Below are 11,794 nucleotides of genomic sequence, written 5' to 3' on the forward strand. Positions count from 1 at the left end.
CTGCACACACGTGCGCACGACGACGTCTTACCGGCCCGTATCTGGAGGAGCCACGGCGATGGCGGAACACACCAGCTCGAGCATCACCATCGAGGCAGCCCCGGCCGACGTCATGGCGGTCATCTCCGACTTCGCCCGCTACCCGGACTGGACGGGTGAGGTGAAGGAGGCGGAGGTCCTCAAGACCGACGAGCAGGGCCGCGCCGAGCAGGTCCGCCTCGTCATGGACGCGGGGGCGATCAAGGACGACCAGGTGCTCGGGTACACCTGGACCGGCGAGAACGAGGTGTCCTGGACGCTGGTCAAGTCCCAGATGCTGCGGTCTCTGGACGGCTCGTACATCCTCAAGCCGGCCGGGGCGGGGGGTACGGAGGTCACGTACGTGCTGACCGTGGACGTCAAGATCCCGATGCTGGGGATGATCAAGCGGAAGGCCGAGAAGGTCATCATCGACCGGGCGTTGGCCGGGTTGAAGAAGCGCGTTGAGTCGGCGTAGCTGATTGACCGGGTGCCGGTGCGCTGTGGTTGCTCGCGCCCACGCGGCGGAGCCGCATGTTCAACACAGCCCCGCGCCCCTTAGGGGGCGACTCGGTTACCGTTCCTTCCCATGCGCACCATCCTGATCATGGGCCCCGGCGGTAGCGGGCGTACCACGCTCGCCGCTGCCACCGCGGTCACCGCCGCCCGCGCGGGCACCCGCACCCTCGTCCTCAGCGCCGACCGCACCGACACCCTCGGTGCCGCGCTGGGGATCGGCACGGGCCCCACCCCCGTCGAAGCCGCGCCACGCCTCACCGCCTGGCGGCCCGACCCCGCCCAGGACTTCCGCAAGGACCTCACCGCCCTTCAGGACCGTGCCTCCTCCGCCCTGGATCTCCTCGGCGCCTCCCGGCTTGACCCCGAGGAACTCACGCCGCTGCCCGGCGCGGAGGAACTCGCCCTGCTGCGGGCCCTGCGTGACGCCGCACTGTCGGAGTCGTACGACCTCCTCGTCGTCGACCTGCCGCCGACGCCGCAGGCCCTCGCCCTTCTCGCCCTGCCCGAGGAACTGCGCCGCTATCTGCGCCGGCTGCTGCCGCCGGAACGGCAGGCCGCCCGGGCCCTGCGCCCCGTGCTGGGACGGCTCGCCGGCGTGCCCATGCCCGCCGAGTGGCTGTACGAGACGGCGGGCCGCTGGGATCTGGAGCTGGCGGCCGTGGAGGCGGTCGTCGCCGACCGCGACACCGTCGTACGGCTGGTCGCCGAGCCCGGCCCGGCCGGTGCCGACGCCGTCCGCGGCGCCGGCCTGGGTCTCGCCCTGCGCGGTCTGCGCACCGACGTCGTGGTCGCCAATCGCGTCCTGCCCGAGGCGTCCCCGGACACCTGGCTCGCCGGGCCGGTCGCCCAGCAGCGCAAGACACTGGAGGAGTGGCGGGAGGCGTACGACGTGCGCACCGTCACCCATCTCGGACACGACCCGCGCGGCACCGACGACCTCACCGCCCTCGCGGCGCCCGGCGCCGAGCCCACCGGCGCCCCGGCCGAATGGCCCGTGACCGACCGGCTCGGCGAGGACGGTGTGCTCGTCTGGCACATCCCGCTGCCCGGCGCCATACGCGAGGAACTGGACCTCGTCCGGCGAGGCGACGAACTGGTCGTCACCGCGGGGCGGTTCCGCCGTATCGTCCCGCTGCCCTCCGCGCTGCGCCGCTGCACCGTCGACGGGGCCGCTCTGCGCGAGGGCGAGCTGCGCATCCGCTTCGCACCCGACCCGAAACTGTGGCCGAAGGCCCGGTGAGCGCGGTACGCCCGTTCGGGTAACGTCGTAGGGACGAACCGTAGTCAGGAGTCCGTCATGAGCGAAGAGCTCCCCCCGTCCGACGCCGCCCGCGAAGAGGCCGTGGACGAGGTACGGGCGACCGACGCCGACGCCTGGGCGACCGCGTGCGCCGAGGACCTCGAGGCGGAGAAGGCCCGCCGCCGCGCCGAGTACGGCCCGCCCCCGGGCTCCGCGGCCGAGGAACTGAAGAAGCTCGTCGACGCCGTCGCGGACAAGCTGTCCGGCCTCGAGTCCCCGCTGTTCGGCGCGGTCGCCGGGCCCGCCGCCCAGCAGGTCGTCCGCCAGGTCGTCCAGCAGGCCAAGGACGCCGTGGAACCCGTCATCGAGCGCAACCCGGACGTCTTCGACCACCTGGCGGCGGCCGGGAACGAACTGCTCGCCGCCTACCGCTCCGCCGTCCAGGCCCAGGAGCGGCGCTGGACCGGCCGCGACGACGACACCGATCCCCGTGACCTGGACGAACGCCGTGACCGGGGCGACGACGACGGCCCCGGAGAGCGCATCGACCTGGACTGAGCCCCCGGCCGAGCCCCCGGCCTCTCGGGTACCGTTGGCCGTAGCGGGGCTCGACCGAAACTGAGGGATTCATGGGACTCACCATCGGCGTCGACATCGGCGGCACGAAGATCGCGGCCGGCGTGGTCGATGAGGAAGGCAACATCCTCTCGACCCACAAGGTGCCGACCCCGGGCACGGCCGAGGGCATCGTGGACGCCATCGCCTCGGCGGTGGAAGGCGCGCGCGTCGGACACGACATCGTCGGCGTGGGCATCGGCGCCGCCGGCTATGTGAACCGGCAGCGCTCCGAGGTCTACTTCGCGCCTAACATCCACTGGCGCAACGAGCCGCTCAAGGAGAAGGTCGAGGCCCGTGTGGGCCTTCCGGTGGTCGTCGAGAACGACGCGAACGCCGCGGCGTGGGGCGAGTACAAGTTCGGCGGCGGCAAGGGCCACCGCAACGTCATCTGCATCACCCTGGGCACCGGCCTCGGCGGCGGCATCATCATCGGCAACAAGCTGCGCCGCGGGCACTTCGGCGTGGCCGCCGAGTTCGGCCACATCCGCATGGTGCCGGACGGCCTGCTGTGCGGCTGCGGCTCGCAGGGCTGCTGGGAGCAGTACGCCTCCGGGCGCGCGCTCGTCCGGTACGCCAAGCAGCGCGCCAACGCCACCCCGGAGAACGCCGAGATCCTGCTCGGCCTCGGCAACGGCACGCCCGAGGGCATCGAGGGCAAGCACATCTCCATGGCCGCCCGCCAGGGCGACCGCGTGGCCGTCGACTCCTACCGCGAACTGGCCCGCTGGGTCGGCGCGGGCCTCGCCGACCTCGCCTCCCTGTTCGACCCCTCCGCGTTCATCGTGGGCGGCGGCCTCTCCGACGAGGGCGAACTGGTCCTCGGCCCGATCCGCAAGTCCTACAAGCGCTGGCTGGTCGGCGGCAACTGGCGCCCGGTCGCGGAGGTAAGAGCGGCCGAACTGGGCAACAAGGCAGGCCTGGTAGGAGCAGCGGACCTGGCAAGGGAACCCGACCCGATCATGTAATGCCCTGCCTTTGTCTTCAGGGGCGCGGGGAACTGCGCGACCAGCCACGAACAACCGGCACTCGCGCACAATCCCCGCGCCCCGCCCCATTGGGCGTAAATTGACCAACATGCCGCCGCTCCCCAACTCCCGTACCGAACCCGACGGTTCCGCGGTCATCAGGGTCCTCACCTACAACATCCGCTCGATGCGCGACGACACCGCCGCCCTGGCCCGCGTCATCAGGGCATGCGAACCCGACCTGGTCCTCGTCCAGGAAGCCCCCCGCTTCTTCCGCTGGCGCAAGAAACTCGCCCGCCTGGCCCGCGCGGCCGACCTGGTGATCGTCACCGGCGGAGCCACCACCACCGGACCGGCGATCCTCAGTTCGCTCCGGGCGGGGGTGGAACGCACCGAGGACATCCTCCTGCCCCCCACCCCCGGCCTGCACCGCCGCGGCTTCGCCACCGCCGTCGTCCGCTTCGCCGGCACCCGGATCGGCGTCCTGAGCTGCCATCTCTCGTTGCAGAAGGACGAGCGCCACGAGCAGGGCGGCATGCTCCTGGACCGGCTCGCCGGGATGGGCGTGGAGCACGCGATCGCGGGCGGCGACCTGAACGAGCGCCCCGACGGCCGCACCTTCCGCCTGCTGACCGAGCAGCTCACCGACTGCCGGGCCGCCGCGCCCTGGGGCGGCGAGCACACCTGGACCCCCGCCGACCCCTACCAGCGCATCGACGCGATCTTCGCGACCAAGGGCATCGAGGTGCTGGGCTGCGGCGTGCCGGACGGACTCCCCGGGGTGACCGGGACAGACCTGAGGGCGGCCACGGACCATCTCCCGGTCCTCGCCGCCCTCAGAATCCCAGCCGGTTAGACGACCGCCCCGCGCCCCGGATCCTCGTCGTCCTCGTCGTCCGTCCGCATCCGCATCACCAGCGTCGCGAACCCGCCGAGGAAACCGCCGATCCCCGCCGTGGCCAGCCACCACTCCATCTCCCAGCCGAGCACCACGGCCAGCAGCAGCAGGACCGGCCCGCCGAGCACGCCCAGCCAGGCGAACTTCGCGGTGACGTCGGCCGTCGGCAGCGGGGGCGGCTCGGGCGGCACGAAGTGGCCCTCGTCGTCCTCGTCGAAGTCCTCCTCGGCGGGCTCGGGCACGGAGTAGTCGCGCGGTCCGACACCGGGCGCGAAGGAGACCGAGCCGCCCAGCGGGGTGACCGGCTCGACCGGCTTGTCCCCGGGCTTCGCGGCCTCCTCGGGCTCGGCGGGCTTGACCGCCTCCCCGGCCGCCCCGGCCGTGTCCACCCGGTCGTCGTTGGTCCCGGTCGCCGGCAGCGCCAGGTCCTCGATCGACTTGAACGGCTTGGCGCCCGGCGGGTCCGGCGGCTCCTCGCCGTACGCGGCGACGATCGCGGCCCAGGCGGCCTCCTCGTCGAACGGGACGCCCTGTTCGTCCGGCTCACGGCCCTCGCGGTCCTCGCGGTCCGAGTCGTGCTCAGCCACCTGCGGTCGTCCCTTCCTTGCCGAGACCGGGCCCCTTGCCGAGGCCGGACGCGAGCCGGCCGATGAAGTCGACGCTCTCCTCGAAGATCCGGTCCGCGTCATGGTCCAACGTGGCGACGTGGTAGCTCTGTTCCAGGATGACCTCTTTCACATCCGTCGAGGAGATGCGGCTGAGGATGCGGGCCGAGTCGGCGGGCGGCACCACATGGTCCTGCGGGCTGCGCAGCAGCAGCACCGGCTGGGTGACCTGCGGCAGCTCGCCGTCGGTCATCCGGAAGAACTGGCGCAGGGAGTGCGCCGCGTGCAGCGGGACCCGGTCGTAGCCCAGCTCCCGGCTGTCCGGCTTGGCGATGTCGCTGGCGATGCCCTTCGTCGCGGGGACGAGGTGGCGGACCACCGGGAGCGCGTGCGCCGCCAGCCCGTGCACCTTGTTCGCGGGGTTGACGACCACCACGCCGCTCACGGCGCCGCCGTGCTTCGCGGCGAGGCGCAGGGCCAGGGCGCCGCCCATGGACAGACCGGCCACGAACACCTGCTCACGGCGCTCGCACAGCAGGCGCAGCTCGCGGTCCACCTCCGCGTACCAGTCCTGCCAGCCGGTGATCCGCAGGTCCTCCCAGCGGGTGCCGTGCCCGGGCAGCAGCGGCAGGGAGACGGTCAGGCCGCGCTCGGCGAGATGCTCCGCCCAGGGGCGCAGCGACTGCGGTGATCCGGTGAAACCGTGGCAGAGGAGGACGGCGACCTCCCCGCCCTCGTGGCGAAACGGCTCGGCTCCGGAAAGGACCGGCACCTTCGGCCTCCTGGTCGTGAGAAGGGACTGACACGATCACGGAATGTCACGGAACGTCATGGAGGGGGTCGCACGTCGTTCGCGGGACCTTCACCGTACGCGACCGCACTGACACCGACCAGGGCCGTCGGCGCCTTTGACAGCGCTCCGGGTTATGGTCTGACCGACACATACAGGAGGCACTCGGTTGTTGTACGGCGCGATGAAGGTCGCTGTTGGGGGACCGCTGAAGGTCGCCTTCAGGCCCTGGGTGGAAGGCCTGGAGAACGTTCCCGCAGAGGGCGCCGCGATCCTGGCGAGCAACCACCTGTCCTTCTCGGACTCGTTCTTCCTGCCCGCGGTCCTGGACCGCAAGGTCACGTTCATCGCGAAGGCGGAGTACTTCACGACGCCCGGGGTGAAGGGCCGGATGACGGCCGCGTTCTTCAAGGGCGTCGGCCAGCTCCCCGTGGACCGCTCCGGTGCGCGCGGCGCGGGTGAGGCCGCCATCAAGAGCGGCATAGAGGTGCTGGAGCGGGGCGAGCTGTTCGGGATCTACCCGGAGGGGACGCGCTCGCCCGACGGCCGGCTCTACCGGGGCAAGCCGGGCGGCCTCGCGCGCGTGGCCCTCGCCACCGGCGCCCCCGTCCTGCCCGTCGCGATGATCGACACGGAGAAGATCCAGCCGCCCGGCAAGGTCATGCCCAAGCTGATGCGCCCGGGCATCCGGATCGGCAAGCCCCTGGACTTCAGCCGCTACCAGGGCATGGAGCACGACCGTTTCGTGCTGCGCGCGGTGACCGACGAGGTCATGTACGAGATCATGAAGCTCTCCGGCCAGGAGTACGTCGACATGTACGCCACGGCCATGAAGCGGCAGATCGCGGACGCGGCGAAGGCGGACAAGGAAGCCGAGAAGGCGGCGAAGGCCGCCCTCGCGCGGGCGGAGAAGGAACAGGCCGCGAAGGAGAAGGCCGAGCGCGAGCAGGCCGAGAAGGACCGGGCCGAGAAGGACCAGACGGAGCAGCGGCGGACCGAGCCCTAGTCGGGGCTCGACGCCGGGGGGCGGGGGAGATGGCCAAGCGCGAGCGAGTCATGAGGATGTCGGTCGAGCTGCCGCTGTGGCGTGCCCTGTCCGGCTACCGGGTGCTCACGATGCTGTACGCGGTCGGCCTGTTCGCCACCGCCTACGACGAGTTCACCCGCCCCTGGGTCGCCGTCGCCTACTACGCCGTGCTGAGCGTGTGGACCCTGGCCACCCTGCCCCGGGTCGCGAACGCCGCCGGCTGCACCAAGCGGTTCCTCGCCGCCGACCTCACCATCGCGATCACCGGCATCATGCTCACGCCCGTCGCCGACGCCCACGAGCGGGTCCAGGCCGGCGGCCCGACCCTGCCGTCGATCTGGACCGCCGGAGCCGTCCTCGCCTTCGCGGTCAAGGGCGGCTGGCGCTGGGCGGCCCTCGCCTCCGGCCTCGTGGCCGTGGCCAACCTGGTCGAGCGCGGCACCCCGGCCCGCGACACCGTCCACAACGTCATCCTCGTCTGCATCGCCTCCGTCGCCATCGGCTACGTCGTCGAGGTCGCCCGCGCCTCCGAGCGCACCCTCGCCCGCGCCCTGGAGATCGAGGCCGCCACCCGGGAGCGGGAGCGGCTCGCCCGGGACATCCACGACAGCGTGCTCCAGGTGCTGGCGATGGTGCAGCGGCGCGGGGCGGTGATCGGCGGCGAGGCGGCCGAGCTGGGCCGGATGGCGGGCGAGCAGGAGGTCGCGCTGCGCACCCTGGTCTCCGGCGGGCTCGTGCCCGTCTCCCGGGTCTCGGAGGACGCCGCCGAGGGCGCGGTCGTCCGGACGGTCGAGGAGGAGCCGCAGGACAGCGGCCCCGTCGACCTGCGCGCCCTGCTCGCGCCGTACGCCGGGGCCAGGGTCAGCCTCGCCGAGCCCGGCGCGCCCGTGCCGCTGACCCCGGTCGCCGCCCGCGAGGTGGCCGCGGCCGTCGGGGCCGCCCTGGACAATGTCCGCAGGCACGCCGGGGAGCAGGCGCGCGCGTGGATCCTGGTCGAGGACGAGCCGGACGAGGTGATCGTCACCGTCCGGGACGACGGCCCCGGCATCCCGCAGGGCCGGCTCGCCGAGGCCGAGGGCGAGGGGCGGCTCGGTGTCGCCCTGTCGATCCGCGGCCGGCTGCGCGACCTCGGCGGCAGCGCGGAGCTGATCTCGGTGCCGGGCCAGGGCACGGAGGTCGAGCTGAAGGTACCGAAAGCAGTGACGGACGCACGGGGGAAGGCGGAGCGGCCATGACGGACACCACGGAGAACCCGCGGGACCCGGCGAAGGACCCCATCAAGGTCATGGTCGTCGACGACCACCCCATGTGGCGCGACGCCGTCGCCCGTGACCTGGCCGAGTCGGGCTTCGAGGTGGTCGCCACCGCGGGCGACGGCGACCAGGCCGTGCGCCGCGCCAAGGCCGCCGCACCCGACGTCCTCGTGCTGGACCTGAACCTGCCCGCCAAGCCCGGCGTCCAGGTCTGCAAGGAGGTCGTCGCCGCCAACCCCGCGCTGCGCGTCCTCGTGCTGTCCGCGAGCGGTGAGCACGCCGACGTCCTGGAGGCCGTGAAGTCCGGCGCGACCGGCTACCTGCTGAAGTCGGCCTCCACCGGGGAACTCCAGGACGCGGTGCGCCGTACGGCCGTCGGCGACCCGGTCTTCACCCCCGGCCTCGCCGGACTGGTCCTCGGCGAGTACCGCCGCCTGGCCTCCGAACCCGCCCCCGCCCCCGACACCGACGAACCGAAGGCGCCCCGGCTCACGGACCGCGAGACCGAGGTGCTGCGCCTGGTCGCCAAGGGCCTGAGCTACAAGCAGATCGCCGAACGCCTGGTCATCTCCCACCGCACGGTGCAGAACCACGTCCAGAACACCCTCGGCAAGCTCCAGTTGCACAACCGGGTCGAGCTCGTCAGGTACGCGATAGAGCGCGGCCTCGACGACGAGTGAGGCGCACGTCACACTGACCCTTCGTCAGGCACCTGCGGCGAAGGGACTGTTCCATGCGCGTCGGAGTACTGACCGGAGGCGGCGACTGCCCCGGCCTCAACGCCGTCATCCGGGCGATCGTCCGCAAGGGCGTGCAGGAGTACGGCTACGACTTCACCGGCTTCCGGGACGGCTGGCGAGGACCCCTGGAAGGCGACACCGTCCGGCTCGACATCCCCGCCGTGCGCGGCATCCTGCCCCGCGGCGGCACCGTCCTCGGCTCCTCGCGGACCAACCCGCTGAAGGAGGAGAACGGCATCCGCCGTATCAAGGACAACCTCGCCGCGCTGGAGGTCGAGGCGCTCATCGCCATCGGCGGCGAGGACACCCTGGGCGTGGCCGCCCGGCTGTCCGACGACCACGGCGTGCCCTGTGTCGGCGTCCCGAAGACCATCGACAACGACCTGTCCGCCACCGACTACACCTTCGGCTTCGACACCGCGGTCGGCATCGCGACCGAGGCGATCGACCGGCTGCACACCACCGCCGAGTCCCATATGCGGGTCCTGGTCGTCGAGGTGATGGGCCGGCACGCCGGGTGGATCGCCCTCCACTCGGGCCTGGCCGGCGGGGCGAACGTCATCCTCATCCCCGAGCAGCGCTTCGACGTCGAGCAGGTCTGCGCCTGGGTGACGTCCCGCTTCAAGGCGTCGTACGCGCCGATCGTCGTCATCGCCGAGGGGGCGATGCCGAAGGACGGCGACATGGTTCTCAAGGACCAGTCGCTGGACTCCTTCGGGCACGTCCGCCTCTCCGGCGTCGGCGAGTGGCTGGCCAAGCAGATCGAGAAGCGCACGGGCAAGGAGGCCCGCACCACCGTCCTGGGCCATGTCCAGCGCGGCGGCACCCCCAGCGCCTTCGACCGCTGGCTCGCCACCCGCTTCGGCCTGCACGCCATCGACTGCGTCCGCGACGGCGACTTCGGCACGATGGTCGCCCTGCGCGGCACGGACATCGTCCGGGTCCCGATCGCCGACGCGACGGCCCGCCTGAAGACGGTGGACCCCACGCTGTACGAGGAGGTCGGCGTCTTCTTCGGCTGACCGGGACACGGACGTCCGGGGGCGCCGGCCCCCGGACGGCTACACGGTCGTGTTGCGCAACTGCCCCACCAGCTCCCGTACGACCGCCGCGCCGTTCAGCGTCAGGATCGACTCCGGATGGAACTGCACCCCGGCGAACCCGGGCCCGCGCATCGCGTGCACCTCGCCGTTCGCGGCCCGGCTGACCTCGACGCCGTGCGCGGCCAGCTCCTGGTGGGCCTCCTCGTCGCAGCGCGCCACGAAGCTGTTGTAGAAGCCGACGGTCTCGCGCCGCCCGAACAGCTCGATCTCCGTCTGCGCGCCCTGGTACGGCACGTCCTTCCGTACGATCTCCAGCCCCAGCTCGGCCGCGATCAGCTCGTGCCCGAGGCAGACGCCGAGGACCCCGTGCGCATGGCCGCGGATGACCTCGGCGGTGAGGCCGCGCAGGATCCGCATCTTGGGGCCGGTGAGATCGGCGGGGTCACCCGGGCCGGGGCCGAGCACGACCGGCCCCTCGTGCGCGAGCACCGCCTCCCGCAGCCCCGCCTCGTCGTAGCGCCGGACGGTCACCTCCAGGCCGTTCGACCGCAGCAGGTGCGCGAGCATCGCCGTGAAGGTGTCCTCGCCGTCGACGACCAGGGCGTGCCCGGCGAGCCCCTCGGAGCGCTCCTGCATCCGCAGCCAGAACGGCGCCAGCGACGCCCGGCGCCCGTCGAGCGCGGCACGCACGCGTGGATCCTCGGCCAGCTTCGGCCGCACGGACTCCGCACGCGGCCTGCCCGGCCGTACACCCAGGGCCGCCAGCACGCCCGCCGCCTTCGCATGGGTCTCCGCGACCTCGCCCTCGGGGTCCGACCCGCGCACGAGCGTGGCGCCCACCGGCACCCGCAGACCGCCGTCCGCGTCGATGTCGGCGGTACGGATGAGGATGGGGGAGTCCAGGGTCTGCGCCCCGCCGGAGTCCCGCCCGATGAGGGCCAGCGCCCCGGCGTAGTAGCCCCGTCCTCCGGTCTCGTGCCGCTCGATCACCCGGCAGGCGTTCTGCACCGGCGAGCCGGTGACGGTCGCCGCGAACATCGTCTCCTTCAGCACCTCCCGCACATCCAGCGAGGACTTCCCGCGCAGCTCGTACTCGGTGTGCGCGAGGTGCGCCATCTCCTTCAGCCGGGGTCCGACCACGACGCCGCCCATGTCGCCGACGGTGCACATCATCTTGAGCTCCTCGTCGACGACCATCGACAGCTCCTCGATCTCCTTGCCGTCGGCGAGGAAGCCGAGCAGATGCTCGGGGGTCGGCCCCTCGGCGGGGTAGCGGTAGGTGCCGCTGATCGGGTTCATGACGACCGTGCCGCCGGACATCCGGACATGCACCTCCGGGCTCGCCCCGACCAGCGTCCGGTCCCCGGTGTGCACGACGAACGTCCAGTACGCGCCCCGCTCGCCCTCCAGCAGCCGCCGGAACAGAGCCAGCGCGTCGGCCCGCCCGAACCCGGGGATCTCCCCCTCGTATGTGCGCCTGATCACGAAGTTCGCGCCCTCGCCGCGCCCGATCTCCTCCCGCAGCACCCGCCCGACGATCTCCGCGTACTCCTCGTCGCCGACGTCGAAGCCGCCGCCCTCGACCCGCACGTCATGCCCCGGGAGCTGGTCCAGGGCCTCGGCCAGCGGGATCTCGCAGGACTCCTCGGGCGTCAGCACCGCCAGGGGCGTGCCGTCGTCGCGGACGTCGAAGCCGCGCTCACGGATCTGCCGGAAGGGGACGAGCGCGAGGCCCTCGTCGGGGAGGTCGGCGAGCCGGTCGCAGGTGGCGACCGGGCCGATCAGGACCTCGACCTGATCATGGTCCTGGCCCGGGGTGCGGCGGCGCAGCAGCGCGAAGGGGCGCGGATCGTGAAGGAGCTGTGCCAGGTCCATGGTTCCTCTTCCGTTGATGTCGATCGATGCCGATCGACGTCGGTAATCGATGCGGATCGATGTCGGTGAGGAACGGACCCCGGAAACGCCGAAGGCCGCCCCTCGGGCGGCCTTCGCGAAGTCAGTCGTACGCGCAGTCAGTGGGCCGCCGGATGAGCGGTCCACCACCAGGTCTGGATCGAATGCGCGAACATGCAGCGCAC

Annotated in this window: 13 protein-coding genes; 9 read left to right on the top strand and 4 right to left on the bottom strand. The window is 72.3% G+C overall.

Annotation, left to right across the window (positions count from 1 at the left end):
• Positions 1-58 precede the first annotated feature (58 nt).
• From KJK29_RS28260 to KJK29_RS28280, 5 genes are all read left to right on the top strand, one after another.
• Complete coding sequence (locus tag KJK29_RS28260; RefSeq protein WP_184596455.1) at positions 59-496, top strand: SRPBCC family protein; 438 nt, start codon at positions 59-61, stop codon at positions 494-496.
• Between the two features lie 111 nt (positions 497-607).
• A complete protein-coding gene (locus KJK29_RS28265) occupies positions 608-1,777 on the top strand; it encodes an ArsA family ATPase (protein ID WP_215121993.1) in 1,170 nt (389 codons plus the stop codon).
• 57 nt (positions 1,778-1,834) lie between these two features.
• Positions 1,835-2,335, top strand: a complete 501-nt coding sequence (locus KJK29_RS28270) for a DUF5304 domain-containing protein (protein ID WP_189729155.1) — start codon at positions 1,835-1,837, stop codon at positions 2,333-2,335.
• A gap of 71 nt (positions 2,336-2,406) precedes the next feature.
• Positions 2,407-3,360, top strand: a complete 954-nt coding sequence (locus KJK29_RS28275; RefSeq protein WP_215121994.1) for an ROK family glucokinase — start codon at positions 2,407-2,409, stop codon at positions 3,358-3,360.
• 109 nt (positions 3,361-3,469) lie between these two features.
• Positions 3,470-4,216, top strand: coding sequence for an endonuclease/exonuclease/phosphatase family protein (locus KJK29_RS28280; RefSeq protein WP_215121995.1), 747 nt, complete (start codon positions 3,470-3,472; stop codon positions 4,214-4,216).
• Here the strand turns inward: KJK29_RS28280 and KJK29_RS28285 are convergent.
• Together KJK29_RS28285 and KJK29_RS28290 are read right to left on the bottom strand one after the other, a co-directional pair.
• Positions 4,213-4,845 carry a hypothetical protein gene (locus KJK29_RS28285; protein ID WP_215121996.1) on the bottom strand — a complete coding sequence of 211 codons (633 nt, stop codon included), beginning with the start codon at positions 4,843-4,845 and terminating at the stop codon, positions 4,213-4,215. The two genes, KJK29_RS28280 and KJK29_RS28285, sit on opposite strands and share 4 nt — an antisense overlap.
• Positions 4,838-5,635, bottom strand: a complete 798-nt coding sequence (locus tag KJK29_RS28290; RefSeq protein ID WP_215121997.1) for an alpha/beta hydrolase — start codon at positions 5,633-5,635, stop codon at positions 4,838-4,840. Before KJK29_RS28290 ends, KJK29_RS28285 begins: the two co-directional genes overlap by 8 nt.
• 202 nt (positions 5,636-5,837) lie before the next feature.
• Here KJK29_RS28290 and KJK29_RS28295 point away from each other — a divergent pair, with 202 nt between their 5' ends.
• The 4 genes from KJK29_RS28295 to KJK29_RS28310 are packed head-to-tail and all read left to right on the top strand — an operon-like array spanning position 5,838 to position 9,695.
• Positions 5,838-6,659: a lysophospholipid acyltransferase family protein gene (locus KJK29_RS28295; RefSeq protein ID WP_215121998.1), complete on the top strand. Its 822-nt coding sequence runs from the start codon at positions 5,838-5,840 to the stop codon at positions 6,657-6,659.
• Positions 6,660-6,688: 29 nt separating this feature from the next.
• Positions 6,689-7,915 carry a MacS family sensor histidine kinase gene (macS, locus tag KJK29_RS28300; protein WP_215121999.1) on the top strand — a complete coding sequence of 409 codons (1,227 nt, stop codon included), beginning with the start codon at positions 6,689-6,691 and terminating at the stop codon, positions 7,913-7,915.
• Complete coding sequence (locus KJK29_RS28305; RefSeq protein ID WP_215122000.1) at positions 7,912-8,613, top strand: response regulator; 702 nt, start codon at positions 7,912-7,914, stop codon at positions 8,611-8,613. Before macS ends, KJK29_RS28305 begins: the two co-directional genes overlap by 4 nt.
• A 53-nt stretch (positions 8,614-8,666) precedes the next feature.
• Positions 8,667-9,695, top strand: a complete 1,029-nt coding sequence (locus tag KJK29_RS28310; RefSeq protein WP_215122001.1) for a 6-phosphofructokinase — start codon at positions 8,667-8,669, stop codon at positions 9,693-9,695.
• Between the two features lie 39 nt (positions 9,696-9,734).
• Here KJK29_RS28310 and KJK29_RS28315 read toward each other — a convergent pair whose 3' ends face one another.
• Together KJK29_RS28315 and KJK29_RS39445 are read right to left on the bottom strand one after the other, a co-directional pair.
• Positions 9,735-11,591, bottom strand: a complete 1,857-nt coding sequence (locus KJK29_RS28315; protein WP_215122002.1) for an anthranilate synthase family protein — start codon at positions 11,589-11,591, stop codon at positions 9,735-9,737.
• A gap of 137 nt (positions 11,592-11,728) precedes the next feature.
• Positions 11,729-11,785, bottom strand: a complete 57-nt coding sequence (locus tag KJK29_RS39445) for a trp operon leader peptide (protein WP_082319877.1) — start codon at positions 11,783-11,785, stop codon at positions 11,729-11,731.
• Positions 11,786-11,794 lie beyond the last annotated feature (9 nt).

The sequence above is a fragment of the Streptomyces koelreuteriae genome (assembly GCF_018604545.1).
GTDB classification, from domain to species: Bacteria; Actinomycetota; Actinomycetes; order Streptomycetales; family Streptomycetaceae; genus Streptomyces; species Streptomyces koelreuteriae.